The organism is Croceitalea sp. MTPC5, from assembly GCF_036985505.1.
In the GTDB taxonomy this organism is placed as follows: Bacteria; Bacteroidota; Bacteroidia; order Flavobacteriales; family Flavobacteriaceae; genus Croceitalea.
The window spans coordinates 470,592-497,276 of the sequence record NZ_BTGQ01000004.1 but is presented as its reverse complement, the minus strand read 5'-3'; the positions used below and the strand labels follow the sequence as shown (position 1 = coordinate 497,276).

Annotated in this window: 26 protein-coding genes; 14 read left to right on the top strand and 12 right to left on the bottom strand. The window is 39.8% G+C overall.

Translation table 11 applies throughout. The features are described from left to right. Positions 1-7 precede the first annotated feature (7 nt). Positions 8-2,860: an aminomethyl-transferring glycine dehydrogenase gene (gcvP, locus tag AACM45_RS15015; protein WP_339143719.1), complete on the bottom strand. Its 2,853-nt coding sequence runs from the start codon at positions 2,858-2,860 to the stop codon at positions 8-10. A gap of 126 nt (positions 2,861-2,986) precedes the next feature. On the opposite strand from gcvP, the gene AACM45_RS15010 reads away from it, so the two are divergent. Then, entirely contained in the window at positions 2,987-3,811 is an 825-nt protein-coding gene (locus tag AACM45_RS15010; RefSeq protein ID WP_339143718.1) for a hypothetical protein, read from the top strand. Positions 3,812-4,039: 228 nt separating this feature from the next. Here AACM45_RS15010 and AACM45_RS15005 read toward each other — a convergent pair whose 3' ends face one another. Continuing rightward, entirely contained in the window at positions 4,040-4,594 is a 555-nt protein-coding gene (locus AACM45_RS15005; RefSeq protein WP_339143716.1) for a sigma-70 family RNA polymerase sigma factor, read from the bottom strand. Between the two features lie 229 nt (positions 4,595-4,823). On the opposite strand from AACM45_RS15005, the gene AACM45_RS15000 reads away from it, so the two are divergent. After that, complete coding sequence (locus tag AACM45_RS15000; RefSeq protein ID WP_339143714.1) at positions 4,824-5,966, top strand: sterol desaturase family protein; 1,143 nt, start codon at positions 4,824-4,826, stop codon at positions 5,964-5,966. Between the two features lie 185 nt (positions 5,967-6,151). After that, positions 6,152-8,710, top strand: a complete 2,559-nt coding sequence (locus tag AACM45_RS14995) for a toxin-antitoxin system YwqK family antitoxin (RefSeq protein WP_339143712.1) — start codon at positions 6,152-6,154, stop codon at positions 8,708-8,710. A gap of 83 nt (positions 8,711-8,793) precedes the next feature. Here the strand turns inward: AACM45_RS14995 and AACM45_RS14990 are convergent, their stop codons facing one another. The 5 genes from AACM45_RS14990 to AACM45_RS14970 are packed head-to-tail and all read right to left on the bottom strand — an operon-like array spanning position 8,794 to position 13,447. Beyond that, positions 8,794-10,821, bottom strand: coding sequence for a M3 family metallopeptidase (locus AACM45_RS14990; RefSeq protein ID WP_339143710.1), 2,028 nt, complete (start codon positions 10,819-10,821; stop codon positions 8,794-8,796). 11 nt (positions 10,822-10,832) lie between these two features. Beyond that, positions 10,833-11,234, bottom strand: a complete 402-nt coding sequence (locus tag AACM45_RS14985; protein ID WP_339143708.1) for a hypothetical protein — start codon at positions 11,232-11,234, stop codon at positions 10,833-10,835. Continuing rightward, a complete protein-coding gene (gene purE, locus AACM45_RS14980; protein WP_339143705.1) occupies positions 11,231-11,716 on the bottom strand; it encodes a 5-(carboxyamino)imidazole ribonucleotide mutase in 486 nt (161 codons plus the stop codon). The genes AACM45_RS14985 and purE overlap by 4 nt, the downstream gene beginning before the upstream one ends. Before the next feature lie 10 nt (positions 11,717-11,726). Beyond that, positions 11,727-12,239 carry a hypothetical protein gene (locus tag AACM45_RS14975; RefSeq protein ID WP_339143703.1) on the bottom strand — a complete coding sequence of 171 codons (513 nt, stop codon included), beginning with the start codon at positions 12,237-12,239 and terminating at the stop codon, positions 11,727-11,729. Positions 12,240-12,292: 53 nt separating this feature from the next. After that, positions 12,293-13,447, bottom strand: coding sequence for a 5-(carboxyamino)imidazole ribonucleotide synthase (locus AACM45_RS14970; protein ID WP_339143702.1), 1,155 nt, complete (start codon positions 13,445-13,447; stop codon positions 12,293-12,295). 119 nt (positions 13,448-13,566) lie between these two features. Here AACM45_RS14970 and AACM45_RS14965 point away from each other — a divergent pair, with 119 nt between their 5' ends. The 8 genes from AACM45_RS14965 (at position 13,567) to AACM45_RS14930 (ending at position 21,505) form a co-directional block, all read left to right on the top strand. Further along, a complete protein-coding gene (locus AACM45_RS14965; RefSeq protein WP_339143700.1) occupies positions 13,567-14,676 on the top strand; it encodes an adenylate kinase in 1,110 nt (369 codons plus the stop codon). A gap of 215 nt (positions 14,677-14,891) precedes the next feature. Further along, positions 14,892-15,890, top strand: a complete 999-nt coding sequence (obgE, locus tag AACM45_RS14960; protein ID WP_339143698.1) for a GTPase ObgE — start codon at positions 14,892-14,894, stop codon at positions 15,888-15,890. Positions 15,891-15,947: 57 nt separating this feature from the next. Next, positions 15,948-16,469: a DUF4136 domain-containing protein gene (locus tag AACM45_RS14955; RefSeq protein ID WP_339143697.1), complete on the top strand. Its 522-nt coding sequence runs from the start codon at positions 15,948-15,950 to the stop codon at positions 16,467-16,469. A gap of 163 nt (positions 16,470-16,632) precedes the next feature. Further along, positions 16,633-18,942, top strand: coding sequence for a prolyl oligopeptidase family serine peptidase (locus AACM45_RS14950; RefSeq protein ID WP_445227731.1), 2,310 nt, complete (start codon positions 16,633-16,635; stop codon positions 18,940-18,942). 269 nt (positions 18,943-19,211) lie between these two features. Then, positions 19,212-19,409: a hypothetical protein gene (locus tag AACM45_RS14945; protein WP_339143696.1), complete on the top strand. Its 198-nt coding sequence runs from the start codon at positions 19,212-19,214 to the stop codon at positions 19,407-19,409. A 12-nt stretch (positions 19,410-19,421) separates the two neighbouring features. Continuing rightward, a complete protein-coding gene (locus AACM45_RS14940) occupies positions 19,422-19,706 on the top strand; it encodes a hypothetical protein (protein ID WP_339143695.1) in 285 nt (94 codons plus the stop codon). Between the two features lie 18 nt (positions 19,707-19,724). Continuing rightward, positions 19,725-20,783 carry a sensor histidine kinase gene (locus AACM45_RS14935; RefSeq protein WP_339143693.1) on the top strand — a complete coding sequence of 353 codons (1,059 nt, stop codon included), beginning with the start codon at positions 19,725-19,727 and terminating at the stop codon, positions 20,781-20,783. Beyond that, entirely contained in the window at positions 20,780-21,505 is a 726-nt protein-coding gene (locus tag AACM45_RS14930) for a LytR/AlgR family response regulator transcription factor (RefSeq protein WP_339143692.1), read from the top strand. The genes AACM45_RS14935 and AACM45_RS14930 overlap by 4 nt, the downstream gene beginning before the upstream one ends. 48 nt (positions 21,506-21,553) lie before the next feature. On the opposite strand, the gene AACM45_RS14925 is transcribed toward AACM45_RS14930, so the two are convergent. The 4 genes from AACM45_RS14925 to AACM45_RS14910 form a co-directional block, all read right to left on the bottom strand. Beyond that, positions 21,554-21,928, bottom strand: a complete 375-nt coding sequence (locus AACM45_RS14925) for a DoxX family membrane protein (protein WP_339143691.1) — start codon at positions 21,926-21,928, stop codon at positions 21,554-21,556. Positions 21,929-22,001: 73 nt separating this feature from the next. Then, positions 22,002-22,787, bottom strand: a complete 786-nt coding sequence (locus AACM45_RS14920; protein WP_339143690.1) for an SDR family oxidoreductase — start codon at positions 22,785-22,787, stop codon at positions 22,002-22,004. 23 nt (positions 22,788-22,810) lie between these two features. Continuing rightward, on the bottom strand, positions 22,811-23,122 hold the full coding sequence (locus AACM45_RS14915) for a cupin domain-containing protein (RefSeq protein WP_339143689.1): 312 nt from the start codon (positions 23,120-23,122) through the stop codon (positions 22,811-22,813). A gap of 26 nt (positions 23,123-23,148) precedes the next feature. Beyond that, positions 23,149-23,622, bottom strand: coding sequence for a cupin domain-containing protein (locus AACM45_RS14910; RefSeq protein ID WP_339143688.1), 474 nt, complete (start codon positions 23,620-23,622; stop codon positions 23,149-23,151). A gap of 114 nt (positions 23,623-23,736) precedes the next feature. Between AACM45_RS14910 and AACM45_RS14905 the strand changes: the two genes are divergently transcribed. Next, on the top strand, positions 23,737-25,095 hold the full coding sequence (locus AACM45_RS14905; protein WP_339143687.1) for a UDP-N-acetylmuramate--L-alanine ligase: 1,359 nt from the start codon (positions 23,737-23,739) through the stop codon (positions 25,093-25,095). Positions 25,096-25,164: 69 nt separating this feature from the next. After that, a complete protein-coding gene (locus tag AACM45_RS14900; RefSeq protein ID WP_339143686.1) occupies positions 25,165-25,353 on the top strand; it encodes a hypothetical protein in 189 nt (62 codons plus the stop codon). 37 nt (positions 25,354-25,390) lie between these two features. Here AACM45_RS14900 and AACM45_RS14895 read toward each other — a convergent pair whose 3' ends face one another. Further along, complete coding sequence (locus tag AACM45_RS14895; protein WP_339143685.1) at positions 25,391-25,834, bottom strand: DUF1569 domain-containing protein; 444 nt, start codon at positions 25,832-25,834, stop codon at positions 25,391-25,393. A 114-nt stretch (positions 25,835-25,948) separates the two neighbouring features. Here AACM45_RS14895 and radC point away from each other — a divergent pair, with 114 nt between their 5' ends. Then, positions 25,949-26,647, top strand: coding sequence for a RadC family protein (radC, locus tag AACM45_RS14890; protein ID WP_339143684.1), 699 nt, complete (start codon positions 25,949-25,951; stop codon positions 26,645-26,647). Positions 26,648-26,685: the final 38 nt, after the last annotated feature.

Below are 26,685 nucleotides of genomic sequence, written 5' to 3'. Positions count from 1 at the left end.
GGGTTTCTTATGCTTCTGCATAAGCTTCAATAGGAGTGCAAGTGCAGATAAGATTACGATCCCCAAAAGCTTCATCGGTCCGTCTTACCGTGGGCCAAAATTTATTTTCGCTAACGAAAGCCAATGGAAACGCTGCTTTCTCGCGACTATAGGGAAACTTCCAATCATCACTGGTAACCATCGCTAATGTATGGGGCGCATTTTTTAAAACGTTGTCGGGATTATCTGCATTCACCCCATCGATTTCTTGTCTTATCGAAAGCATTGCTTCGCAAAATCTATCCAGTTCAGCAAGGCTTTCGCTTTCGGTCGGTTCTATCATCATGGTTCCTGCAACCGGAAAGGACACCGTGGGGGCATGAAAGCCATAATCCATTAGACGTTTGGCAATATCGGTTACCTCAATGCCATGGGCTTTGAACGGTCTGCAATCAATGATCATTTCATGGGCAGCCCGACCCTGTTCACCGGTGTACAATACATCATACTTGCCGTTTAGGCGTTCTTTGATATAATTGGCATTAAGAATTGAGATTTTAGTCGCATCGGTAACACCTTTGCCCCCGAGCATTTTAATGTAACCATATGAAATTAGACAAACCAATGCGCTTCCCCATGGTGCTCCTGAAATTGCAGTGATGGCATGTTTACCACCTGTTTTAATGATTGGATTTGAGGGCAAAAAGGGTTTTAATTGTTCAGCCACACAAATGGGGCCTACGCCGGGCCCTCCACCTCCATGGGGTATCGAGAAGGTCTTATGAAGGTTAAGGTGGCATACATCGGCGCCAATGGTAGCCGGATTCGTTAGTCCGACTTGGGCATTCATGTTGGCACCATCCATATAGACTTGACCCCCATGATCATGAATCAATTTGGTGATATATCGTATTGATGACTCAAATACCCCATGTGTAGAAGGATAGGTCACCATTAAGGCGGCCAAATTGTTCGAATGGGCAATTACTTTTTCTTCTAGATCAACGACATCAATATTTCCTTTTTCATCGGTTTTAGTGACCACAACCTGCATCCCTGCCATGACCGCGGAAGCCGGATTGGTACCGTGTGCCGATGCCGGAATGATACAGATGTTACGATGGGCCTCACCCCGATCCTCATGATATGCACGAATGGTCATTAAGCCGGCATACTCTCCTTGGGCACCCGAATTCGGTTGTAAGGAAGTAGCGGCAAAGCCGGTGATAATATTCAACTGCTCTTCCAATTCTTTTAAGACCAGTTGGTAGCCTTTGGCTTGGTCAAGAGGCACAAAGGGGTGGATATTGCCCCAGTTCGCCCAACTTAAAGGTAGCATTTGCGTAGCTGCATTCAATTTCATGGTACAACTGCCCAATGCTATCATAGAATGGTTTAAGGCCAAATCTTTACGCTCTAATTTTTTAATATAGCGCATGAGCTCCGTTTCAGAGTGGTAACTGTTGAAAACGGGTTGTTGCATGAAAGTGGAAGCTCGCTTTATCTTGGAAGGAATAACATTTTTTAGTTCTTCAGGATAAGTCACTTCATCAGATAGCCCTTGTGATTCTGCAAAACAGGAAATCAAGGGTTTGATATCTTTTTCGAGAAAACCTTCGTTCAACGATATGGATACCACCTCATCATCTATATAATTGAAATTGATACCGCGCAGTTCGGCACTGGTCTTTAGTTGTTGGGTGCTCTTTACCCTTATTCTAATGGTATCAAAAAAGTGTGAGTTCAGTTGTTCAAAACCCATAGATTCTAGAAGCTGGGCGACCAGCTTAGCGTTATCATGTACTTTGTTGGCAATGAATTTTAGCCCTTCAGGGCCATGGTACACGGCATACATACCTGCCATTACGGCTAAAAGCACTTGTGCCGTGCAGATATTCGAAGTGGCTTTGTCCCTTTTGATATGTTGTTCTCGGGTTTGCAGGGCCATTCGAAGTGCAGGATTACCATCGGTATCTTTCGTTAATCCAATGATCCTACCGGGAATGTTTCGTTTGTACGCTTCTTTTGTTGCAAAAAAGGCCGCATGAGGGCCACCGTACCCCAGGGGGATTCCGAAACGTTGCGTGGTGCCCACGACAACATCGACACCCCACTCACCGGGTGGTGTCAATTTTACTAAACTTAAAATATCTGCCGCAACAGCTACTTTAATATCATTTTGTTGTGCTTTTGAAACGAATTCAGAGTAGTCGTGAACCTGGCCATATTTTTCTGGATATTGCAAGATCGCACCGTAAAAATCAGAAGGGAAATCAAAGTCTTGGGGGTCGCCCACAATCAACTCGATACCAAGGGGGGTCGATCTTGTTTGAAGTAAGCTCAGCGTTTGTGGTAAAATGGCTTCAGAAACAAAAAACTTTAAAACCCCATTTTTTTTCTGGGACCTGCTTCGAAGGTCATAGAGCATGGTCATGGCCTCTGCCGCTGCCGTACTCTCATCTAAAAGGGAAGCGTTTGCGAGTTCCATGCCGGTAAGATCGCAAACCATGGTTTGGTAATTTAATAATGCCTCTAATCGGCCTTGTGCAATCTCGGCTTGATACGGTGTGTAAGCGGTATACCACCCCGGATTTTCCAGAATGTTCCGTTTGATCACCGATGGGGTCAACCCCTCATGGTATCCTAACCCGATATATGATTTGAACACCTTATTTTCATTAGATAGGGTCTGAAGATGATGCAGAAACTCATGCTCACTCATCGCATCGGCCAAGTGTAGCTCTTCTTTCAAACGAATGTCATCTGGTATGGTCTGGTCAATAAGTTCATCTAGATGATTTACGCCAACGATTTCGTACATTTTACGTAAATCTTCCTCGTGAATGCCAATATGGCGTAATGCAAAGTTTTCTGTGTTCATAGCTTCAAAAAATAAAGTTTCCAAAATTAGGTATTAATTCTAGGAAAAAGGCAGGTTTTTTAGTGACCGAACCGAAAGTTTTTAACCAGAAATCAACCTTCGAAATAGAATAGCTAGTTTTGTTTAATGCGAGTGCTTCGACTGTTTTTCAACTTTTATTTGGATGCTAGTATTCATGTGGCTTTTTCGGTGGTAGCATTGTATTTTATAACAGTAGGGTTATTGGATGGTTCAACAAATTGGAGCTTGGTAGGTTTTCTTTTTTGTAGCACTATAGTCTGTTATAATTTTATTAAATATGGGGTCGAGGCGAAAAAATACATAATCGTTCGTAGCAGCTATCAAAAAGCAATTCAATTTTTTAGTTTTCTGGCCTTTTTCGCAACGTTGTTTTTTTTCTTTAAACTTGACACTAAGCTATGGTCGGCGATAGTTGTTTTCGCATTTTTATCTGCGTTGTATGCGGTGCCGTTTTTACCAAAGGCAAAAAACTTGAGAAGCCTTGATGGAACAAAAATCTATCTTGTGGCCCTAGTCTGGACGGGTTGTACGTTAATTCTGGAAGTATTGGATAGTGAATTGGGATTCACCTTGAATATCTTGGTGCTATCTTTTCAACGTTTTTTGTTGGTCATCGTCTTGATACTGCCTTTTGATATTCGAGATTTAGACCATGACAGCAAAGAATTAAAAACAATTCCCCAACGGCTGGGTATCGTTAAAACCAAGATGTTCGGTTACATACTTTTAATACTGTTTTTTAGCCTAACTTTTTTTAAGGATGGGTTTACGACACTAGAAGTGACCTACCGTTGTTTAGCTTCATTCTTACTCGGTGCAGGAATTTTCATGACCAAAAAAGAACAACCAAAATATTTTGCCTCCTTTTGGATAGAGGCAATTCCCATGGTTTTATTGCTTATTCTGAAATTGATTATACCCGTAGTTTAAAGCTGTTTTTCAAACTCTTTTTTCATCATCTCCTTATCCTCATTGGATATGGTATGTAAATTGGCCTGCTGGCACAACGAAGTGAGTTTTGTATTCTTTGAAGAAAATTTTGAACATGTTTTACAATACAAGATATGAAAGCGAAGTTTAAAAACTTGCCATTTAGAAGCTTCCTTATATTGCTTTTTATTACAAATGTTTGACGCCTCGTCACAAGAAATCATCATATTAAAACCAATTTTGATTCATACATCCCATAAGTGATGTGCGGGCTCTGTGTATCATCACCCATAGGTTTGACGCATTAATTCCTAATTCATTACAAATATCTTCCGTACTCATACCTTGAACTGTTTTCATGGTGAAAACAAGGGATTGCTTTTTTGGCAATTTAGCGATACAGTCATGGATTGCCAAACCTAATTCTTGGTTTTCAATGGTTTCATCACCTGATTTTCCATAAGGATCGGCTACCTTTTCTTCTAGCCAATCCCCCTCTTCGTCTGAATTTGAACTATAGCCCATTCGAACTTCTGCCTTACCTTTTTTAGAATTTATCTTTCGATAATGGTCAATAACCTTTCGTTTGAGAATGGCAATCAACCAGGTGCGTTCTGCGGCATCACCCTTATAGTTTTTGGCAGATTTCAAACCAGCGAAAAAAGTCTCTTGAACCAAATCCTTCGCAATTTCAGTATCACTCACCCTAGTGATGGCATAGTTGAAAAGATAATCGGCGTAATTATCGATCCATGTGTCTGGGCGCAATTCGTGTGATGACATAACGATTTTAGAGGTAAAATTAAAGGCTTAAGTTAGTGATATATCTTAACCTTGCAAACCTCTGGTATAAATATCACAAGAAGATCACGACAAATGGATAGGGTGTTGGCTTTGCGTTGATAAACATCAAAAAACACAGCTCTATTTTACGATTCTATTTTTATGGATAAGACAATTAAGTAGTAGTGTAAAACGTTGATATTCGTGGTTTCTCTCTAAAAGTAAGATAATGAAGACCCAAAACAAAAGAATGCAAATCGGGGAAGGAAAGATAAGTGGTGCCGTTTCCATTTTTCTCGGGGCACTTTCGGTAACAGGAATATTGTGTTTCAAATTTCCAGAGCAGTTGACCACACCTGAATTTAGGGAGGTCTACACCGCAGAAATAGTGGAAAACCTGATGTTGGGTGCCATAATCGCAACATTTCTTTTTGCTTTGGTAAGTATACTGCTTGCCAAAAACAAAAAACTTGCGGTCATTGGGGTAGGTTTAGGGGCCATGGCGATATTTCTTGGTGGATTGACAGTCGAGGGCCGAGCGGTAGAGAAGGTAAATTGGAGCCTGGGCCTTGATTGGTTGCTATTGGACCTTTTGGTCATGGTTTTGATTTTCGTACCCATTGAACTGGCATTTCCAAAAAATAAATTACAGTCTAAATTTCATGGCGAATGGCGTACCGATCTGATTTATTTTGGCATTAGTCATTTGGCAATCCAACTCTTTGGGGTTTTGACCAAAAAGCCGGCTGTGGCATTCTTTGGTTGGATGAACCTCGAAAGTGTGCATGAATGGGTCAACGGACTTCCTTTTATTGCAGAGCTTTTGTTGGCATTGGTCGTAACGGATCTCTTTCAATACTGGGCACATCGTATTTTCCATTCCCATTACTTTCTGTGGCGATTCCATTCCATTCATCACTCCACAGAAAACATGGATTGGCTGGCTGGTTCGCGAACCCATTTTATAGATATCTTTTTTACCAGGAGTATGTCATATATTCCACTATATGTATTGGGGTTCAGTACGCTGACTTTCAACGTGTATATTGTTTTTATAGCTATCCATGCCGTTTTGATCCATGCCAATACCAATATCAATTTTGGCTTCTTGAAATATATCATTACGACCCCACAATACCATCATTGGCACCATTGCAAAGAGCCAGAACATTATGGTAAGAACTTTGCGGTCGTGTTTCCGTTTATCGATAAAATTTTTGGAACGTATTATTTGCCTGGTAAAGAATGGCCTAGCGGGACAGGTTTGGTAGATGCCTCCTTTCCAAAGGGATTTTTAAGACAGTTTGCATTTCCATTTGTCAAAAATCCGTTCAAGAACGATTTGTTGCCCGAAGAAAAAAGTAATCGGTAGGTAAGATTTGTTGGAATCGGTTGGATCTGTTATATTAAAGGTTTACACCGTTACCATAGCTATCGTTTTTTTCTTGGTTCAAACTAACGACTACCCTGGTTTCAGGAAGTTAAATTAACTGAATTCAGGGGTGTGCCACCAGACCGCATTACCTATTTTTGTGTCGATAAAAAGTGTTGATTACCATGAAAATCAAAAGAAATACATTACAAATCGGTGTGCGCATGGCCATGTTCTTCATCGTAACCATCACGTGGGCCCAGAATGATACCTTATATTATGATTCAAAGTGGATCCCCACAGTGAAAGATAGTGCTGCTTTCTATCGCCCACCGGTGAAAGAGAGGGGAGGGGTCTATTTGGTCAAAGACTATTATGTTTCGGGCCAACTACAAATGACTGCCACCTCAACAAGTCGTGAAAAGGATATTTGGCAGGGGGTCGTTACTTGGTATAATGAAGATGGCAGTATTTTTCAGCAAGGTAATTATAAAGATAACCGTCTTGAAGGTGAGTTCGTCACTTATTTAAATGGTCAAAAGCTCATTTCAAAATATGCCAATGGTTATTTTGTGTCAGGTAAGAGAAACTCCCCAATGGGTACACTTCAAATGTACACAGAACGGGTTGAAGATTCGCTGGTAGAGATTAGTTATGAGAAGGATATCAATGGAATTCGTTATGAATATTACGGTACGAAAGAGCGACCAAGAGGTTTGTCGAAGTACTACGATAAGGGTGGAAAATTAATCGGTGAACGCGTGCTACTGCCCAATGGGTATTACAAGGGTGTTGAGGTGTTCTATTATTATAACCCCATGAGGATTAGGGAAATCAACTACTATCCATCTGGTCAGCTGTTGATATCATCTTCGTTTTACCCAAATGGCCAAGTTCGCGAAAAGGTCGAAAAAACACCACTATGGTCAAAAACCTACTTTACGAAAGCTGGTAAGCAGCTCGGTAAAATAACGTACGAACTAGAAGGTGACCGCTTAAAACAAAAAGACGGAACAGAGTTTTTCTTCAGTTATGGAAAGGGCGGGGAAAAGACTGGTGTCACTCAAAGTGCAAGAAGTTATGTAGACGGTATAATCAGTGAAGACAGGTTTTACCATGAAAACGGTCAGTTGAAAAGTATGACCACCTATGATAAGGGAACACGTCAACTACAGGTCAGCTACGATGAATCAGGTGAAGAAATGGCCAGAATGGTCTATAAGGATTATCGCCCCTATGATGGCACCGAGATCTTGTACGATAGAAAAGCGACATATGAAGGCGGAGAACTTATTGAAGAGGTTACGTTTTATCCTAAATCTGAGAAACCAAGATCGAAAAAGACCAAAGAGCGTGAGGTTTTTTATGATATGCAAGGCAAGGTGCTGGGGGAGTTGAAGTTGGAATATGGGAATGGATATGCCAAACCTGTATCTGGGCAACGGTATACCACGAGTTCTACGGACGGTGATATTTCAAGCATTGAAATCTTTAAAGACGGTGTCGTTGTGAACCGTATGAGTTTTAGAAAACGGTTGGTAGGTAAAGATTTGTATAGAACATTTAAAAGAATCGAAGAATACGGGACCGATGGCTATAAAAAAACCAGGGAAATCAAATTCTACAGCAACAACAAGAAACAGAGCGATATCTATTTCAAAGATTATAAAGAAACAGAAGGAACATTTTATAACGACCAAGGGGAGCAGATAGGTACCTATGATTTTGAAAAGAAAGAAGGAAAGTACTTCGAGTTTTTTGGCGATTCAGATCATCTGCGGCTTATGGAAGAGCGTAAGAATGGAAAAATCGTCGCATTAAAGCGATATGATTATGGAAAAAGTAATGGATATGGTAATATCAACCCCATACTCGTTGAAGAGATCGATGTTGATTGTTGCGGAACTTTCTATGATGCTAATGGAGCGGTCTTAGGCAAGGTCACCTATAAAGATAGTAGCCCTTGGGAAGGTACTTGGTACGATAAGGACAAAAGAAAACGATATACCTTGAAAGGAGGTAAACGCAATGGAAGGTATCAAAAATTGGATTATGACCAACGTATTCTAGAAGAAGGGCAATTCGTAGCTGATAAAGAAACGGGTACTTTCAACTATTACGATTACATGGGTAATCTAAAGAAAGCCGAAAATTATAGTGATGGAAAACTTAACGGTAAGACCTTGTATTACAATGAGCTAGGGAAGGTGTTTGCCGAGATTACTTATCGAGAAGGATTGCCTGTAGACGGTACCAGAATTTTAGATAGCTACTATGGCAAAAATCCTAATATGGAAACCTACAAGAATGGTCAGTTGATCAAACAAGTGAAATACGACGGCCAGGGCAAGACGATTACCTTGTATAGCGGTAATGGTGAAGTAAGATCCACTGCATATTATAAAGATTCCGATAAAAAAAGATTGGGCTACACCCTTTCAAATGCGAGTCTTGACGGTAAAGTGATTCGGTATGATAAAACGGGAAAACAACAATATGAAGCCATTTTCGAGAAGGGGAAGTTAATTTCGGGATCTGTGCTTTTGATGCCACGATATCAAGATAATAGGGTCAAAAATGTTTTGGTAAATAAAAAGGATAGTACTCTGGCCATTAAACTTTTTGATTTTGATGACAATGTGATATTGAGTGCTGAGGAACACTTGTTGGAAGGGGCCTCCATACGCTATTTGAACAAGTTTGACGTTGACCTGAATTATGTCACGGACACTAATCTCTATTAATGGTAAAGTTTCTATGAAGTCAATAGCTTCAACGAAGATAAAAATGCGATTTAATGCTTAGCGGTAAATCGCATTTATTGATTTTAAGAAGCCTGTAATAGCCCTGAACGTTCCAATAAGGCCTTGATATTGGGTGCTGAACCCCTAAAACGTTTGTACAATTCCATTGGATTTTCGGTGCCTCCCTTTGAAAGAACATGTTCTTTGAACTTATTGGCGATTTCTTTATTGAAAATCCCGTTTTCCTTAAAATAAGCAAAGGCATCCGCATCCAATACCTCGGCCCATTTATAACTATAATATCCAGAAGAATACCCACCTTGAAAAATATGGGCAAAAGCGGTACTCATGCAAGTTTCTGAAGTGTCTGGGTATAGCATAGTACCTTCAAACGCCTTGCTTTCATGCTCTTTTACATCGGTAATTTGAGTAGGGTTTAAACCATGCCAAGACATATCCAAAAGGCCAAAACTAAGTTGTCGTAAAGTTTGCATTCCCTCTTGAAAAGTGGCGGACGCTTTTATTTTGTCTATCAATTCCATTGGAATGGTCTCCCCGGTCTCATAATGTTTGGCAAAAAGTTCCAAGGCTTCTTTTTCGTAACACCAATTTTCTAAAATTTGACTGGGTAGTTCAACAAAATCCCAATAGACCGAAGTGCCAGAAAGGCTTGGATAACTGGTGTTTGCCAACATACCGTGCAGTGCATGCCCGAACTCATGAAATAAGGTGGTCACCTCATTAAAGGTCAACAATGATGGTTTGGTGTCAGTAGATGGGGTAAAGTTGCAGACGTTAGCGATATGGGGTCGCACATTTTTTCCATCTTTATGATATTGTGGTTTAAAAGAAGTCATCCAAGCACCGCCCCTTTTTCCTTTTCTTGGATGAAAATCGGCATAGAAAAAAGCGACCGGATTTTTATTCATATCGTGCACTTGATACGTTTTAACATCCTTATGGTAGGTGTCAACATCAAAAACTTCCTTAAACGTAAGGTCGAATAATTTTTCGGCTACTTTGAAGACCCCTTCAATTACATTTTCTAATTTAAAATAGGGTTTCAGCTTTTCATCATCCAAGCTGAAAAGGCGTTGTTTTAATTTTTCACCGTAGTAAGCGCTATCCCATTTTTGAAATGTGGTAATACCATCAAGGTCCTTGGCAAAATCAGCCATTTGTTTGAATTCCCTATCCGCAGCAGGTTTTGCTTTTTCTAAAAGTTCCCCCAAGAATTTGTGCACTTTTTCAGGTGTTTCTGCCATGCGTTCCTCTAAAACAAAATGCGCATGGGTGTCATAACCCAGTAAGTTGGCACGCTCATAGCGTAATTTTGCTATTTCGAGTACCTGTTCTTGGTTATCGAATTCGTTACCTTTAAATCCCTTGCTTCCGAATGCCAAGGAAAGTTCTTTACGTAAGTCACGGTTCTTGGCATATTTCATGAAGGGGATATAACTCGGATAGTCTAGGGTAATTACCCAGCCTTGTTTGTTTTTCGATTTCGCCAATTGTGCGGCAGCCTCCTTGGCGCCATCCGGTAGTCCTTCCAATTCTTGTTCATCCGTAAGGTGAAGCTCATAATTATTCGTTTCGGCTAAAACATTCTCTCCAAATTTGAGCTTAAGTTTAGCGAGTTCGGTGTCAATTTCTCGAAGCCTTTTTTTACTGTCTTCATCAAGATTGGCCCCATTACGGCTAAAACTTTTATATTTTTTTTCGAGCAGGGTCTGCTGCTCGGTATTCAAGTCCAATTTTTCCCTTTGCCCGTAAACCGTTTTAATTCTGAGGAACAAATCTTCATTAAGCGTAATATCATTGCTGAACTCTGAAAGAAGCGGGGATACTTCTTGCGCGATTTTTTGCATTTCATGGTTCGTCTCAGCCGAGTTTAGATTAAAAAAGACACTGGAAACCCTGTCTAATTGTTGTCCAGAAAACTCCAAGGCCTCAATAGTGTTTTCAAAATTGGCTGGTTCTTTGCTATTCGTAATCGCAGCGATTTCTGCCCTCGCCTCAGCAATGGCCTGTAAAAAAGCAGGTTTAAAGTGTTCGTTCTTTATTTTAGAAAAAGGGGCTAGATCAAATGATTCAAGAAGTGGGTTTTGCATGTATGATTTCGTTAATTATTCTTGAGAAGGTATTCTTTCATGGTATAGGCATCTTTTTCGATAAAGTCGTTACCATTGAAATAGATGTAATGCCATTTGTAGTCTAGGGTGTCCGTAGCTATTTTCCAGGTTTTTTCGCCGCCTATCAGTGAAATGTTTTTGCTTTCTGTGGTGATTTGGTCTATTTTCAAGGTATCTACTAGCATCATTAGTTCACTATGGTACCAAATAACATCGTCAATGGTCGCTTGAAAGTCTTCTTCGCCCCATTTTTGTACTAGCTGTTCGATTACCAAACTATCTGGTGCGATATGCACTAGGGTCGGGCTGGTGAGCTCGTATTCTTCCCAGGTCTTGGTTTGGCAAGAAAATAATACAACCGTCAATAAAATAATAGTACTTTTTAATTTCATTGGTTTACTTTTTTGGCCCCATCCATTACTTTCTGTTTTAGCCCCTCTTTATACACTAAAATTTTATCTAAAACGCACTTATCGGAAGCGCCTATAATTTGTGCGGCAAGAATACCTGCATTTTTAGCACCATTCAGGGCTACGGTAGCCACGGGTACGCCCCCGGGCATTTGTAAGATGGAAAGTACGGAATCCCACCCATCAATGGAATTGCTACTTTTTACGGGAACGCCGATGACCGGTAAGGGTGACATTGATGCAACCATGCCGGGTAAATGTGCCGCCCCTCCTGCACCTGCAATAATGACCGTATATCCATTGCTATGGGCATTTTTACTGAAATCAAATAATTTTTCAGGTGTTCTGTGCGCAGATACGATATCGACATCGACCTCAATGTCAAAACCTTTTAAAATATCAATGGCATCTTGCATCACCGGTAGGTCGCTGGTGCTCCCCATTACTACAGCTACTTTACTCATTTTTCATATTTTAAAGACTCATTTTTGTATTACATCTTTCTATAGAATCCATTGCCGCTTTCATGGTTTTATCATTCATTGTGGCTTTGGCAGCGTCCCTGTAATATTGGGAAGCCAATTTGTACTGTTCCAATTGCTCGTACATGATACCGTATTCATTATAAATGGTGAATTTATCCATGCCAGGTATCGTAATCGCCTTCTCGAGCAGTACTTTTAAATCATCGTATCTACCTATGGTCGATAAGAGTATGGCGTAATTTTTATATACAGCAGTGTAATTTGGGGTATACTTTAGGGCCAGTTTATAATTCTTTTCCGCATTTTCATAGTCCTTGAATTTTGTTTCATACACCCAACCCAAATGGTTATAGGCCTTGCCAAAGGTCTCATCTTCATCCAATATGGCCTCGAATTCTTCAACCGCCGCAGCAATCTTGCCTGCCTTGAGATTCTGGTCAGCCTTGACGAATTTTTCTTCTAAACGATATTTTTTTCCAATATTCATAAAATTGAATTTCATATTCGAAACTTGTTTTAATTACCGTTGAGTCAGCTAGCGCCGGAAAGGATCTTCTACTTGGCGACCACCCGTATGGTTTCTTTTACCTGTTGTGCGATTTCCCGAGCCCTTTCAATATTTTTATTTACAATGGTGACATGTCCCATTTTACGAAAAGGACGTGTTTGCTTTTTTCCGTAAATATGAGGGGTAACACCATGTTTCTTGATGATGGTATCCAGATTTTCATAGACCACATCCCCGGTATGCCCTTCTTCTCCAACAAGGTTCACCATGATACCGGCAACCTTACTATCCGTGATACCCAATGGTAAACCAAGTATTGCACGAATGTGCTGCTCAAATTGGTTCGTATAACTGGCTTCTATACTGTAGTGGCCGCTATTATGGGGTCTGGGCGCCACCTCATTGACCAAAATCGTATCATTTTGGGTCTGAAACAGTTCTATGGCCAACAAACCGACCTGTTGTATTTTTTCTGATACTTTCAATGCGATTTCTTGGGCTTTTTTTGCCACTTCATCATCGATTCTAGCCGGACATAGTACGTATTCGACCTGATTGGCCTCTGGATGAAATTCCATTTCCACAACGGGATACGTCTTGACTTCCCCAATTGCGCTTCGTGCTACGATAACGGCCAATTCATTTTTGAAATGTACCATCTCTTCAGCGATACATTCCCCGGCAGGTAATTCGTTCAAATCAGCTAAAGAGCGAACGACTTTTACACCTTGCCCGTCATATCCGAATTGTGCCGCTTTCCAAATAAAAGGAAACTGCAAGGCCCCATTGGTATAGCTGTCGGTAATTTCACTTTTGTAGGCGAATCGTTGAAAGTTGGCCGTGGGAATGTTGTTGTCTACATAAAACAATTTTTGATTGGCCTTATTCTGGATAATGCGGAGTGATTTCGTTGGTGGATATACCTTGATTCCTTCACTTTCCAATTTCTCAAGGGCATCGACGTTTACGTTTTCGATTTCAATGGTCAATACATCCACATCCTTCCCAAAATTATAAACGGCGTCAAAATCCAATAAGCTTCCCACCACAAAGTCATTACATGCAATTTTGCATGGGGCTTCTTCCGAAGCGTCTAAAACTTTGGTGTAGATATCCCATTTACGGGTTTCGTAGAGCAGCATTTTGCCCAATTGTCCACCGCCTAGGATACCGAGTTTAAAATCAGAGGAAAAATAGTGCATGTTGAATCAAATAGTATTGCCGACAAAAATACACTGAATTACCAAAAGGGGGAAGCAATGCCGCCAAAACCCCCATTAAATTATGCTATCTTTGCCAACTATTCAAGAACAAAAAGACTTTGATCAAGCTACACGACAAGCTGTTTAAACCATTTTTGGGCGAGACTCGTATTTTGAACGCTGTTCAAAAAATGGCGAGTGACATTGCCGAAGATTATAAAGATGATGTTCCTATTTTCGTAGGGGTCTTAAATGGCTCTTTTATGTTCGTATCCGATTTCTTGAAGGCCTACGAATATCCTTGCGAGGTGTCTTTTGTGAAATTAAGTTCGTATCAAGGCTTGACTTCAACGGGTATCGTAGAGACCTTATTGGACGTTTCAGAAAACATCGAGGGCCGTAGTGTGATTATCTTAGAAGATATCATTGATACCGGACGCACGTTGCAAAAACTGGTCAACTTATTTTCGGGCGCCAATGTCAAGGAATTTAAGATAGCCTCACTTTTTTATAAACCGGATGTTTATAACGGGGAATATGTGATTGACTACGTTGGCCTCGAAATTCCGGATAGTTTTATCGTAGGCTACGGATTGGATTACAAGGAGCTCGGACGCAATTTGAAAGAAGTCTATCAATTAAATCAAACCAATATGATCAACTTAGTGCTTTTCGGAAAACCCGGAGCAGGCAAAGGAACCCAAGCTGGATTTCTAAAAGAAAAATACGGTCTAAAACACATTTCAACTGGTGACGTTTTTCGATTTAATATGAAAAATGGTACCGAGCTTGGTAAGTTGGCCAAATCTTATATCGACAAAGGCGACCTAGTTCCCGATGAGGTAACCATCAACATGCTGAAAGACGAAGTGGAGAAAAACAGTGATGCGGCCGGTTTTATTTTTGATGGTTTTCCGAGAACGACCGCCCAGGCAGAAGCATTGGATAATTTTTTGGAGTCAAAAGACATGAAAATCGATGCTACCATTGCATTGGAGGCAGACGAAGACGTATTGGTCGCACGACTCTTGGAACGCGGTAGGGAAAGTGGAAGAAGTGATGATCAAGATGAAAGCAAGATTCGAAATCGTTTTGATGAGTACAATCAAAAAACGGCGCCCTTAAAAGACTATTATTCGAAACAGGGCAAGTTTCATTCGGTGAATGGTATTGGGCAGATTGCTGAAATTACAGAACGATTGGCCAAGGTCATAGCCCGTTTTTCTTAAAATGATGATGAAATGCCAGAAGAAGTTATACCTGCTAAGTACGCGTTTAAAGGTTGTTTTATTACCGGCTGTTCTGCGGTACTGTTGTTTTTGATTTCTGCGGCCGTATATTTCATTTATCTTTTTTATTTTGACGATTCGATACCAAGCGGTTGATACAGCGATTCTATCCTAATTGCTAAAAGTAGAAAACACGAATATTGTAAACTTAGAAAATGACCGAAGGTAATTTTGTTGATTATGTAAAGGCCTTTGTTGCCTCAGGTAATGGAGGTAAAGGTTCTGTGCATCTACATCGCGAAAAATATATTACCAAAGGAGGCCCCGACGGCGGCGATGGTGGTAGGGGAGGCCACGTGATCATTAGGGGCAATTCGAATCTCTGGACCTTGGTCACGTATAAATTCAAAAAACACTTTAAGGCGGGCCACGGGGCACATGGAAGTAAAAATCGAAGTACTGGGGCAGATGGTGAGGATATTTATATGGATGTGCCGTTAGGCACTGTCGTACGGGATACATTGACCAATGCCATTCTTTTTGAGATTACCGAAAATGGTGAAGAACGTATAGTTGCCCAAGGAGGTATGGGTGGTCGTGGTAATTGGCATTTTAAAACAGCTACGAATCAAACCCCACGTTATGCCCAACCGGGTATACCAGGTGAAGAACGACAGATTACCTTAGAATTGAAGGTTTTGGCCGATGTTGGCCTTGTAGGTTTTCCGAATGCGGGAAAGTCGACCCTACTCTCCGTAATGACCTCTGCAAAACCTAAGATTGCCGACTACGAGTTTACCACCTTAAAGCCCAATTTAGGCATTGTTGAATACCGCGATTACCAAAGCTTCGTAATGGCCGATATCCCCGGTATAATTGAAGGTGCGGCCGAAGGTAAAGGGCTCGGGCATTACTTTCTGCGTCATATTGAACGCAACGCAACGCTATTGTTCTTGATTCCTGCAGATAGTAATGATATCAGCAAAGAATACAAGATTTTATTGGATGAGCTTCGAAGGTATAATTCAGAGTTGTTGGATAAGAACCGTATCGTTGCTATTTCAAAATGTGATATGCTTGATGATGAACTGATGGGCGAAATGAAGGCGATATTGGATCATGACCTTGATGTTCCTTACCTGTTTATCTCATCGGTGGCCCAGAAAGGCATTCAGGATCTGAAGGATTTGCTATGGAAGCTATTGAACGAATAGTCTCCGTTTTTTTCGCTATGAGAAAACATAATTTGTAAATTCAGGATTATAACACTTATGAGAAGTCATATTTACATCGTTTTCTGCTTTCTTTTTTTATCGGCATGTAGTTCGGTGCGCGTGCAATATGACTACGATGGTACAACTGATTTTTCTAACTACACTACCTATAACTATTATGCTGACATGCAATCGGGCCTGAGCCAATTAGACGAGAAACGTTTGTTGCGCATACTGGATTCCACGCTTCATGCCAAAGGTTTATTGCTTGCAGAAGAACCAGAGTTCTTTATTGATATCATAAGTTCTGAATTTATCGAAAATAGCGGTAATAATGTTGGCTTGGGTATAGGGGGCACCGGTAGAAATGTTGGAGGTGGAGTATCCGTCGGCATTCCGTTGGGGAGCTCCAGTATTCAACGTTCCATTCAATTTGATTTTATCGACAGTCAAAAAAATTCACTTTTTTGGCAAGCGTCCAGTAAATCGGTGTATAAAGAAAATGATTCCCCCATTCTACGCGAAAAACGTCTGAGGGCCGTAATCGATAAGGTATTTGTGAAATATCCCCCTAAATAGAACATTGTAGTTTCCGTTCATGTTCTCCATTTTGCCGCTTATCATATTTCCATATCTATAGATTGAAGTGGTTTATATATTTGAAGGGTGTTACGATGTAACAAAACGGTTCATTTAAACACTCATTACAAACACTATACATAAACAAGTAAACCTATATTTTATGAAATCGAAAACGAAGTATGTACTACTATCACTGACCTTATTATTTGTGGGGGTTATAGGATATGCCCAGGATATTGCCGGCTCTTGGAAGGGAACCTTGGCAGTTCAAGGAATGGAAATGCCACTAATTTTCAATGTCACAAACGATAATGGGGAATTGAAGTCAACAATGGACAGCCCTTCTCAAGGCGCGACTGACATACCCATGGATGAAACCCTATTTGCCGAAAATGAATTGACCATTGTTTTCAAACAGGCAGGTATAAAATATGTAGGTAGCCTGAAGGATGAAACTATAACCGGTACGTTTTATCAAGGGGGAATGGAATTGCCCTTGAATTTAATGAAAACGATAAAGACCAAACCAGGAAATACCGAATTACCAAGCTCAGAAGAAGAATTAACTGCTTTGGCAAACCTAGATCAAGGTGATTATCGATATACGGTCGAAGATTACTTTGCCAAACCAAAAGCATCAACATTTAGGTTTTCACCCGATGGTACTTATATGTCTTACCGAGAAAAAGATGAAAACGGAAAACGACATATCTATGTAAAGAACATAAGCTCGAATACTACGACACGGGCCATTGAGGAAAAAGATGAACTGGTTCGTGGATATGGATGGATAAATAATGAACGCTTGGTTTATTTGATGGATAGTGGAGGTGATGAAAATTATCACGTTTATGCCGTCAACCTTGATGGAACCGAATTAAAAGATCTGACCCCATTTGATGGCGTACAGGCCCAATTTTCTGACTTATTGAAAGAAGATAAAGACCATATCATTGTTCAGATGAACAAAAACAATCCTCAGGTATTTGAACCCTTTAAAGTGAATGTGCGCACAGGGCAGTTAGAACAATTATACACCAATGAAGATGCCGCTAACCCAATTACCGCCTATAATTTTGACAAAGACGGCAATTTAAAGGGATTTACAAAAATAAGGGATGGTGTCGAGCAAGATTTGTATTACGAAGATGGTGAAGGTGGTTTTAAGGTCATCAAGAACCTTAATTGGAAGGATGCCTTTGGTATTTTGACCTTTGATTACGCTACAGACTACCCCCATGATGCCTATATGGTTTCAAACTTAAACAGTGACAAGGCCAAGATCATTCGTTACGATTTAAAAGAAAATAAACAGCTTGAAGAGATTTTTAGTAACGATAGTTTTGACGTTGCCGACATGTACCTTTCTAGAATGCGCGGGTATGAACTCGATTATGTCTCTTATGAGGGTGAGAAGAATGTAATAGTTCCAATCAGCGAATCTTATAAAAAATTACATGAGCGAATAGTGACCCAATTTCCAAACGAACAATATAGTATTGCTGACGCTACCGATGATGAGAATAACCTACTCATTTTTCTGCAAAGTGACCGATTGTATGGAGCGTACCATTCTTACGATGTCAAAAAAGATGAATTTAAGTTTTTATACAGTCTTATGCCACAACTTAAAGAAGAAGATATGTCGGAAATGCGACCTATCACCTTTACAAGCAGGGACGGACTTACTATTCACGGTTACATTACATTGCCAAAAGCAGCAATAGCTGGAGAGAAAGTTCCGGTAATCGTAAACCCCCATGGTGGCCCACAGGGTATTCGAGATTCTTGGGGCTTTAACCCAGAGGCGCAATTGTTCGCAAGTAGGGGTTATGCCACATTACAGGTTAATTTTAGGATTTCAGGAGGCTACGGAAAAGAGTTTTTAGAGTCGGGTTTCAAACAAATAGGCAGAAAGGCCATGGACGATGTTGAAGATGGTTTGCAATACGTGATCGATCAGGGTTGGGTAGATGCAAAAAAAGCGGCGATCTATGGTGGTAGCCACGGTGGTTATGCTGTTTTAAGAGGACTGACCAAAACTCCGGATCTATATGCCTGTGGGGTAGATTACGTTGGGGTTTCCAATCTTTTTACTTTTATGAAGACCATTCCACCGTATTGGAAACCTTATTTAAAGATTCTAAAAGAAATCTGGTATGATGAAGCAGTCGCTGAAGAAAAGAAGATTATGGAGGAAGTTTCACCGGTATATCAGATAGATAAAATCAAAAAACCCTTGTTCGTTGTGCAAGGCGCAAATGACCCAAGGGTGAATATCGATGAATCAGACCAGATTGTAAGTGCATTAAGGGACAAAGGCTTTGAGGTGCCCTATATGGTGAAATATGATGAAGGACATGGTTTTGCAAAAGAAGAAAATTCCATAGCCCTTTATAAAGCCATGATGGGCTTTTATGCCAAGCACTTGGGTAAAGATAATATTACGGAACAACCCCTCAAGGACTAAGCTATATCATATACATTACATATGAGAAGGGGACTAGTGTCCCCTTTTTTAATGCCCGAAAATCAGTTGGGTAAAGTTTCACTACCGTTCGGTAAGCTTGGTTTACCGTTGGTCATAAATAACTTTCCATGAATACGGTTCGCCAGTATATTTGCTTCATAATCAATTGAAAATCAAAAAATAGATAAATGATAGCACTGGTAAAATTAGTAGTATCACTTGTATTGAGCATTTTAATTTAAATAACACCAATCCTAAAAACAGTCAACATGAAAAATTTAGAAAACACCAAACAAATTGTATTCATCATCGGATTCATTGCCCTATTGGTAGGGGTATTTGGCGCAATTGCCAACAAAGACTTAATGAGTTATTTTTTCCCTATTTATACTGGGCTTACCCTAATGGGAACGGCTTTGCTTCATAAAGCGCCAAAAGGGATAGCTGAATTTAAAATAAATGCCTAAGCCTGCAGATTTATGAAACTAAGCAAAAGAAACGTGCTTTATGGTGCAGGGGGAATTTTATTGACCGCTGCATTGATTTCACAGTTTAAAGATGCTGATTTGATTTTGGCGACTCTGCTAGTCCTGTCGGCCGCAATACTATTGTTTCAGGGTTTTAGGGAAGATGCAAAAGATACCAAATGTGGTACTGGCTTTAACAGCAAGGCCAAGATACTAAAGGTTACTTTGGGGGTGGTAGTGGTATTCTTTGGTCTTGGGTTTTCAGTAGGCAAACTTATTTATCTTTGGTCGCATTAAAGAAAATCCTAAATTTCAATGAATCTTACCGTTAAAAGAAGAAACCTCATATTTTGGATACTTCAAATCTGTGGTTGGGGATTTTTGAATCTAACATCCATTCTTTTTCTGAAAAAGTTAGGATTACAATTCGTGATTTTTTCATTGGTAACCGGCCTTCTAATAGGTATTGGGTCATCAACACTTCTTAGGTATTACCTCAGGGCAAAAGTCAGTCTTGAGAATTTTGATTTAAGACAGTTTCTCAAAATTGTGTTAGCTACCATCGTGGCTTCGGCAATTTATGGTTTTCTAAGCTATTTTATTGGACGTGCCTATGGAAAGTTCGGACCTGAAATCTCAGAAACCGAAAAAGAAATACTGAAAGCCTTTGATAATATTTGGATATTGGTTTTCAACTCTATATTCATAATGATTTGCTGGGTTATTTGTTACCTGGTGATAAAACTACTACTAAAAGCAAATCAAAATAGAATAGAACGCTTAGAGCTGAATACGAGTTTAAAACAGGCCCAATTAAACACGTTGAAGGGGCAGATAAACCCTCATTTTATGTTCAATAGTCTGAACAATATCAGGGGACTCATGCTTGAAGATGTCAATCGCTCAAGGGAGATGTTGACCAAACTCTCAGAAATATTACGTTATTCATTGACCAAGAACAACGTGAATGCCATTGCAGTCGAAGAAGAGTTGGATATGGTGGATAACTACATTGCACTTTCAAAAATTCAGTTTGAAAACAGACTTCAATTTGAAAGAACGATAGAAGACAACTGTCTTTCGCTTCAGATTCCACCAATGATCATACAGCTGTTGGTTGAGAATGCAATGAAACACGGTATCTCAAATTTAAAGGAAGGTGGAAAAATAGTCTTGGAAATCAGAAAGAAAGAAGATAAACTTCAACTGTGCGTCACGAATACGGGAAAACTTCAGATTTCAAAAGATTCGACACAATTGGGGCTGAAGAATATTCGCCAAAGATTGCATTTACTTTACGGAGATAAAGCTGAGTTCACATTGAACGAGATAGAACATGAGGTCGTGGCTAATATCAAAATTCCGTTGACATGAAAATAAGGGCAGTTATTGTAGAAGATTCACGTTTGGCTCGCAACGAGTTGAAAGAATTGCTCAAGAACCATGATGATATCACGCTCATAGGGGAGGCTGAAAATGTGGATTTGGGTTTTAACCTCATTCAAAAAGAACAGCCGGATTTACTGTTTTTGGATATCAATATGCCCGAAAAAGATGGTTTTGAGCTTTTGGAAATGTTAGATGAAGTACCCATAACCATATTTACGACGGCATTTGACGAATATGCGATCAAATCGTTCGAGTATAATGCCTTAGATTATCTTTTAAAGCCTATCAATGCGAAACGTTTCGCGTTGGCCATCGATAAAGTAAAATCGAAACTGAATGAGGAAGAGACTACATCAGAAGTAAAAAATCAATTAACAGAAAAAAGTCAGATTTTCATCAAGGATGGAGAACAATGTTGGTTAGTGAAAATCGGGTCTATTTCCCATTTTGAGATTGTTGGTAATTATACCCGTGTGCATTTTGAAGATCATAAACCGTTGTTGTACAAATCACTGAATCAAATAGAGGAAAAGCTTCCTGAGCAATCGTTTTTTAGGGTAAACCGACAACAAATCGTCAATATTAACCATATACAGAATGTTGTTCCCTGGTTCAATGGTAAATTGAAACTGACTATGCTAAATGGCTGTGAGGTCGAGGTATCTCGAAGACAATCGTATTTGTTCAAAGATAGGATGAGTATTTAGGTAGCAAGGCCTTTTACGACCTTGTTACCTAAATCTTATATTTTTCCTTTAAGCCTTCAGCATACCTTCATACCTGCTTTTGTAGCCGACAAGCACAAGAATATTAAGTAATAAAAGACCAAGTGCGGGAGCAATGCCTTCAGGGGCCAAAGTGGCATGAAACAATACGGCATTTACCGAAACACTCATTAAAATAACCGACATTAAAGCACCGAACTTATTTGTGATCAGTGCAATTCCGGCAGCTATTTCAACTACTGCGACCATGGTCATGGTTTGAGTACTTGTTAAGGCCATAAAGTAATTTTGCCCTGCCTCATTAAGTTCAAACGGAGGTATAAACTGCAGAAACTTGTTAAGCCCAAAAACTAATACCATTAGTCCTAAAAGTATCCTAATGACAAAAAAAACTTTTGAATTCATAAGATTGTATTTTGTTGGTTTGCTAATTAAAGTAGCTGTAAAATAGAAAATTAACAGCTAAAAACATATTTTTCTACATAGATTTCAATAATCCGCCGTCTATAGGAATGTTTGTTCCTGTAATGTATGCGGCTTTTTCAGAAGCCAAAAAGGTAACTAAATAAGCGTATTCTTCCGGTTTTCCAATTCGTTTAGTGGGAACATTATTTTCCATAATGCTTCTAACTTCACTTGCCGTTACCCCTAATTTCTCAGCTTTCTTTGCATTCAGTTGTGCGATACGTTCGGTATCAAAATACCCGGTCAAAACATTGTTCACCGTGATACCGTCTTGGGCAACGTCAATTGATAGGCTTTTGGCCCAGGCGACTACGGCGGCCCTGATAGAATTGGACAGGGCCAAATAATTGAGTGGTTCTTTAACCGAAATAGAGGCTAAGTTTACAATTCGCCCCCAACCTTGTTGCCGCATATGTTTTAAGGCAAATTCCGTGGTTAATACTACCGACTTGAATAACAAGTCAAAGGCGGTTTGGTAGTCATCCACGTTTTTTTCGAGCGCGCCCCCAGCTTCGGGGCCTTGGGTGTTGTTGATTAAGATATCAATAGTATTCTTCTTGAAATAATTTAGAATAATAACCTTGTAGGCCTGATAATCTTTAAAATCGACAACTAGGTATTGATGCTCTTGACCTAGGTTTGTAGGTAAATTTTCAATAATGGAAATCATCTTGTCTTTACTACGGGACATCAGGGTAACACTGGCACCGCTTTCGGCCAATTGACGGGCGATTGCTTTCCCGATTCCACCACTACTGCCACCTACCAGGGCCTTTTTTCCTTTTAAGGATATATCCATAAACTTTTCTTTTTTCTTAACGCCTATTTATACGCTTCCCTGACCGGACTAAAAATGTCCATCAATTTGCAAGGTGTAATCGCCCTTCCACTATGGGGGGTATTTGAAGGTATTACAACAACATCCCCCGGCTCGTACATTTTGGTTTCACCATCAAGTGTAAACTCGAAAGTACCTGATACAACATGCATTATTTGTTCATGTATATGATGATGTTCGGGTACTTCCGCACCTACTTCAACATCCCAAAAAATCCAGCTCATTTGTTCGGCGTGTACCATTTTTCCGTGATAACCGGGCATTATTTCTTTTGATGGTATGTCTTTTAAATTCATAGATAATGGTAAGTAAGATTAAGATTTTAGTCGTCATTTAGCTTTTTCGCCACGCTATCGTAATATTCTTGGGTCAATTTTTCTGTCCAAACAGTTGGTGAATTGCCGTAAATCGCCAAATAAGAAACTTTGCTATCTTTTGAAGACGAATGCCAATGCTCCGTATCTTTTGCGCATTTGACGACGTCCCCTTTTTGAAGGAGAATAGGTTCCTTTTGTTTTTCTTGGTAATATCCCCTTCCCTCGATTACGATCAAGACTTGGGGCGTACTATGTTTATGCCAGTCTAAAGTGGCATTGGCGCCAAAGGTAGCTTGGGTTATATTATACCCTATGTCATCACCTTCTTGAATCAAAAAATTGAGCCATGCTTCGCCAATGTGGTGTGTGTTGGGCGCTTTAGTTCCCTCATCCATAAATGACTTTATGGAATATTCCCCATTTTGGGCAAAAGCTTTGATGGTCAAAACCAAAAGTAGAATTGTGGCCGTTTTTTTCATTTGAATAATTTAAACCGTATCCCCAAGAAATACATCCCTTATCTTTTACCAATATAGTAAGAATCGAAAAACAATTTTAATCCATTGGCTATCTTTGAAGGCAATTTTATAATTATGAATGTACACTTCATTTCCATTGGAGGTTCTGCTATGCACAATTTGGCATTAGCCCTAGCACATAAGGGGTATAAGATTACAGGAAGCGACGATGTTATCTTTGAACCCTCAAAAGGACGATTACAAGTAAAAGGGCTATTACCACTAGAATTTGGTTGGTTCCCTGAAAAAATACATGAGGGGTTAGACGCCATTATTCTCGGTATGCATGCAAAATCAGATAATCCTGAACTATTAAAAGCCCAAGAATTAGGATTGAGAATTTACTCCTATCCTGAGTTTCTTTATGAACAATCAAAGAACAAGACACGAGTAGTTATTGGAGGTAGCCATGGTAAGACTACCATTACCTCAATGATACTTCATGTTTTGAACTACAATGGTATTGAGGTTGATTACATGGTAGGGGCGCAGTTAGACGGTTTCGACCGTATGGTGCATTTAACCGAAGGTAACGATTTTATCGTTTTAGAAGGGGATGAATACCTTTCGTCGCCAATAGACAGAAGGCCAAAATTTCATTTATACCAGCCAAATATTGCGTTGTTAAGCGGTATTGCTTGGGACCATATCAATGTTTTTCCCACTTTTGAAAACTATGTAGAACAGTTTCAAATTTTTGTGGATAGCATTGTTAAAGGCGGAAGTATTACCTATAATGAAGAAGATGATGAGGTCAGAAGGGTAGTCGAAAAATCTGAGAACAGTATTCGAAAGTTCCCATACCGTACACCTGAATATTCAGTTGAAGAAGGGGTCACCTTGTTGGAAACCCCTGAAGGTCCAATGCCGATTGAGGTCTTCGGAAAACATAATTTGAATAATCTCGCAGGGGCCAAATGGGTCTGTCAAAACATGGGCGTAGATCAAGATGACTTTTATGAGGCCATAGCAACCTTCAAAGGAGCATCAAAAAGATTAGAGAAAATAGCCGAAAGTGAAACTAGTATCGCTTTTAAAGATTTCGCCCATTCCCCTAGCAAGGTAAGGGCTACTACAGCTGCTGTGAAAGAGCAATATCCAGATAAAAAATTAGTGGCATTTTTAGAATTACACACGTACAGTAGCTTTAATCCTGGGTTTTTACAAGAGTACAAGGGCGCACTTGCCGCTGCAGACCTAGCTGTGGTATTTTATTTGCCAGAGTCAGTGGCCATTAAAAAATTGGAGCCGGTAAGCACAGAACAGATTTCTTTGGCTTTTCAAAGAAATGATCTGGAAATCCATACAAACGCAAAAACATTTGAAGATTTTGTATTCGCTCAAAATTTTGATGATTCCGTTGCATTATTCATGAGTTCTGGTAATTATGGGGGATTGGACTTCAATGAGGTCTCCACATTATTTAATGGATAAACCGTAATAGTGGAACTGCGATTTTGGCAGATTTTTGTTTCTGGGTATAACTTTTGATCATTTGAAATCATGATGCGAAATAATTCAAGGGCAAGAAAATTGAAAGCAAGTACCTTAAAACAATGGTTGTCAATGGTACTTGTTGCTATAATGTTGGGTTTTTCTAATGTAATTCTTGAAGAAGATCGCAGTGTGAATGATACCAAAGTGAGAATCGAAATAGTGGAGGCCTTAAGTGAAGAAGGTGTTATTGATTAGATGTCTATACGTATCTCTTTGTTGCAGGGTTAGAAGTTTACACCCCGAACTGTCTTAAGTGGTGGTCTAAATGTTTGTATTCCATTTGTCCCCATTGTTCTTTTGTGAATGTGCCAAATGTTGGGTGAGGATACCACACATCGCGGTCATTTAAGGCATGAAACTCATCTACGAGCTCTTTCAATTTCTTACGTTCTTCAGTGAAGACTTTGGGCTCTTTTGCTTTTAACTGAGGGGCGGTCGGTAAGTTTTTACGCCATGGTTTGTCGTTATAGAGTGACTTCTTGAAAAAGGCTTTGATGAACCAATTACCTTTCGAGGCGTTCTTTTTGTTTTCTATGGCAAGCTTTAATGGATATTGACAGTGCCAGGCCATTTGACCAACGGTCATCTTACCCCATTGCCTTTCTGAATTCTCGTTAAGATTATCTAGCCTCGTTTTGACTTCTTGGTAGCAGCTATCATCCAATAATGATTTCATTATTCTGGGTTTTATTTGAAGTCATAAGTTACAAAGTATTAGGTGAAAAAATACGGGTAATAAAATCTAAAATGTGATATGTAAAGACTCAATAAATCAGATTATCTTTAGCAAATGCAAGAAAATTCAACCTCTTTTTCAATTAAAAATTGGTCTGATGACGATAAGCCTCGAGAAAAACTGGCCCAAAAGGGGCGTTCTGTACTTTCTGATGCAGAACTACTTGCGATTTTAATTGGCTCTGGTAATAAAGAAGAGAGTGCTGTTGAACTATCTAAGCGAATTTTAGCTACTACGGGCAACAATTTGAATGACTTGGGTAAACTTTCCGTAAAACAGTTGATGCGCTTCAAAGGAATAGGCCAAGCCAAAGCAGTTACAATTGCAGCGGCATTGGAGATGGGCAGGAGAAGAAGGAAGGAAGGAGCTATGGCGATAACCAAAATCACAAGTAGTACCGTTGCTTTTACCCTTCTACAGCCCATCATGGGTGACCTACCCCATGAAGAATTTTGGATTGTCTATTTGAACAATTCCAACAAGGTCTTACATAAAGAACAATTGAGCAAGGGCGGTATTACAGGTACTTTAGTCGATGTGAGGCTTGTATTGAAACATGCACTTGAACATGGTGCGGTTGGGTTATTATTGGCCCACAATCATCCATCGGGCACCTTGAAACCAAGTGTTGCCGACAAGCGGATTACACAGAAGTTGAAAGATGCTGCCGCTACTCTAGACATTAAGGTCTTAGACCACCTTATCATTACCGAAAAAGCTTATTTTAGTTTTGCCGACCGACAAATTCTTTGATGCTACTAATATATACCCATAAGATCTCGAATAGGCTT

Coding starts and splice junctions, on each gene's coding strand:
- AACM45_RS14900 (WP_339143686.1), top strand. CDS start 25,165: ATGATGCGAAATAATTCAAGGGCAAGAAAATTGAAAGCAAGTACCTTA.
- AACM45_RS14925 (WP_339143691.1), bottom strand. CDS start 21,928: ATGAATTCAAAAGTTTTTTTTGTCATTAGGATACTTTTAGGACTAATG.
- AACM45_RS14985 (WP_339143708.1), bottom strand. CDS start 11,234: ATGAAATTAAAAAGTACTATTATTTTATTGACGGTTGTATTATTTTCT.
- AACM45_RS15005 (WP_339143716.1), bottom strand. CDS start 4,594: ATGTCATCACACGAATTGCGCCCAGACACATGGATCGATAATTACGCC.
- AACM45_RS14950 (WP_445227731.1), top strand. CDS start 16,633: ATGAAATCGAAAACGAAGTATGTACTACTATCACTGACCTTATTATTT.
- AACM45_RS14910 (WP_339143688.1), bottom strand. CDS start 23,622: ATGAAAAAAACGGCCACAATTCTACTTTTGGTTTTGACCATCAAAGCT.
- obgE (WP_339143698.1), top strand. CDS start 14,892: ATGACCGAAGGTAATTTTGTTGATTATGTAAAGGCCTTTGTTGCCTCA.
- purE (WP_339143705.1), bottom strand. CDS start 11,716: ATGAGTAAAGTAGCTGTAGTAATGGGGAGCACCAGCGACCTACCGGTG.
- AACM45_RS14895 (WP_339143685.1), bottom strand. CDS start 25,834: ATGAAATCATTATTGGATGATAGCTGCTACCAAGAAGTCAAAACGAGG.
- AACM45_RS15010 (WP_339143718.1), top strand. CDS start 2,987: ATGCGAGTGCTTCGACTGTTTTTCAACTTTTATTTGGATGCTAGTATT.
- radC (WP_339143684.1), top strand. CDS start 25,949: ATGCAAGAAAATTCAACCTCTTTTTCAATTAAAAATTGGTCTGATGAC.
- AACM45_RS14970 (WP_339143702.1), bottom strand. CDS start 13,447: ATGCACTATTTTTCCTCTGATTTTAAACTCGGTATCCTAGGCGGTGGA.
- AACM45_RS14945 (WP_339143696.1), top strand. CDS start 19,212: ATGAAAAATTTAGAAAACACCAAACAAATTGTATTCATCATCGGATTC.
- AACM45_RS15000 (WP_339143714.1), top strand. CDS start 4,824: ATGAAGACCCAAAACAAAAGAATGCAAATCGGGGAAGGAAAGATAAGT.
- gcvP (WP_339143719.1), bottom strand. CDS start 2,860: ATGAACACAGAAAACTTTGCATTACGCCATATTGGCATTCACGAGGAA.
- AACM45_RS14930 (WP_339143692.1), top strand. CDS start 20,780: ATGAAAATAAGGGCAGTTATTGTAGAAGATTCACGTTTGGCTCGCAAC.
- AACM45_RS14905 (WP_339143687.1), top strand. CDS start 23,737: ATGAATGTACACTTCATTTCCATTGGAGGTTCTGCTATGCACAATTTG.
- AACM45_RS14940 (WP_339143695.1), top strand. CDS start 19,422: ATGAAACTAAGCAAAAGAAACGTGCTTTATGGTGCAGGGGGAATTTTA.
- AACM45_RS14935 (WP_339143693.1), top strand. CDS start 19,725: ATGAATCTTACCGTTAAAAGAAGAAACCTCATATTTTGGATACTTCAA.
- AACM45_RS14995 (WP_339143712.1), top strand. CDS start 6,152: ATGAAAATCAAAAGAAATACATTACAAATCGGTGTGCGCATGGCCATG.
- AACM45_RS14915 (WP_339143689.1), bottom strand. CDS start 23,122: ATGAATTTAAAAGACATACCATCAAAAGAAATAATGCCCGGTTATCAC.
- AACM45_RS14955 (WP_339143697.1), top strand. CDS start 15,948: ATGAGAAGTCATATTTACATCGTTTTCTGCTTTCTTTTTTTATCGGCA.
- AACM45_RS14920 (WP_339143690.1), bottom strand. CDS start 22,787: ATGGATATATCCTTAAAAGGAAAAAAGGCCCTGGTAGGTGGCAGTAGT.
- AACM45_RS14975 (WP_339143703.1), bottom strand. CDS start 12,239: ATGAAATTCAATTTTATGAATATTGGAAAAAAATATCGTTTAGAAGAA.
- AACM45_RS14990 (WP_339143710.1), bottom strand. CDS start 10,821: ATGCAAAACCCACTTCTTGAATCATTTGATCTAGCCCCTTTTTCTAAA.